This is a genomic window from Paenibacillus sp. LS-5 (assembly GCF_056121505.1).
The window spans coordinates 1-1546 of record NZ_JBWAVA010000039.1 but is presented as its reverse complement, the minus strand read 5'-3'; the positions used below and the strand labels follow the sequence as shown (position 1 = coordinate 1546).

Here is a 1546-nt window from a genome sequence, read left to right as displayed (position 1 = left end):
CTTTTCGTATTATTAGGTCAACCGGAAAACTTCTGGTTGGCCTATTTCTGTAGGTGTTTTAAGATGGCGGTAGCCGGGAGAACGAGCGTCTTTTTGGGGAGTTTACCCCGTCACAAAAACTGTTCTCCTACTACCTCCAATGACCATGTTTGAGCTGGTAGGGGCATTGACCCCGAATAACAAGCGAAGCTATGGGTTTGGAACCATCGTAGGAGTGCCGGCGAATATCATTCTGGAGGTTGTTATGGAACCAGTAGTGGGAGTGGATGTAGCCAAAGGTTTCAGTGTTGTACAAGCCTTTCTCAAGCGGAATCAGCCGTACGGGAAAGCGGTAGGTATTACTCATGAGAAGGACGGATTGGAGAAGTTGGGGGAAATGCTGGCAGAGCTGCAGACACAGACTGCGCGTTCTCCAGTCGTCGTTCTGGAAGCGACCGGTCACTATCATCGCGGACTGGTGGCCTACCTGAGACACAACGGATGGACGTATTTTATCGTTAATCCGTTGCAGGCCAAACGAGCGAAAGGTACCCACTTGCGAAAGGTAAAGACGGATGCCGCAGATGCCTGGCACTTAGCCGAGATGTATTACCGGGGAGATGTGACTCCGCACCGGATATGGGAAGATAGCTATACAGAGCTTCAGCATGTGACGAGGCAGCATGAGTTTGTAACAGGGATGTTTGTACAAGCAAAATTAAACATGAGAGCCTTGCTGGATCAAGTGTTTCCGGAATATGAGAAGGTGTTTGGTAATCTATTCTCGGAGACATCGCTACATGTGCTGGCCCGTTGTTTGGAGGATCAGACCGAGGACCTTCAAGAGGTCATACAGAAAAGCACAGGAAAATCCCACTCTCGGAAGTGGACGGAAGGCAAAATGGAATGTCTCAAAGAAGTGTTATCTCGTTGGGAGGAACACCCCCGAAGTCGGACTCAAACCTTGGTTCTGCGCAGTATGGTGGAATTGGTTCTGGCCTTTACCGAGCAATTGAGCGGACTAGAAAAGCAGATGGATGAGCTGGCAGCGGGCTTCCCAGAAGTGGAACTGGTAAAGAGTATACCGGGAATCGGAGATAAGCTCGCAGCCGCCATTGTCGCAGAAATTGGGAATGCCCAGCAGTTCAAAGAAGCCAAACAGCTTGTGGCTTTTGCAGGCTTAGATCCTGGGATATTCAGCTCAGGTACATTCACGGCGACGAGTTCCCGAATAACCAAGCGAGGCTCCAAACGACTTCGACGTGCGTTATATTTAGCCGTACAGTGCGGAATTCGAGGAAGGACTAATCCGAAACTCCGAGAGTATTACGACAAAAAAAGAAAAGAGGGCAAGCCCTACAAGGTGGTCGTGATTGCTTGCGCCAACAAGCTTCTCCATCACGTATACGCCATCCTCCGTAAGCAGCAGCCCTTTCAAACCTAAAACCCAATATTATCCAGAACCTTCACGCCAATGAGGGTTCTTTGTCTTGCTTAAAAATAGTATATCAAGATGGACGTTAATCTCCAATACAAAATCCTTGACAAGTATTAGCTGGTTTTTGTG

1 protein-coding gene is annotated in these 1546 nt (G+C 48.6%); it reads left to right on the top strand.

The features are described from left to right. Positions 1-244 precede the first annotated feature (244 nt). Positions 245-1423 carry an IS110 family RNA-guided transposase gene (locus tag AC0MA3_RS26290; protein WP_474658329.1) on the top strand — a complete coding sequence of 393 codons (1179 nt, stop codon included), beginning with the start codon at positions 245-247 and terminating at the stop codon, positions 1421-1423. Positions 1424-1546 lie beyond the last annotated feature (123 nt).

Bases quoted from the DNA above. Each gene is read 5' to 3' on its own strand.
- AC0MA3_RS26290 (WP_474658329.1), top strand. From the start codon at position 245: ATGGAACCAGTAGTGGGAGTGGATGTAGCCAAAGGTTTCAGTGTTGTA.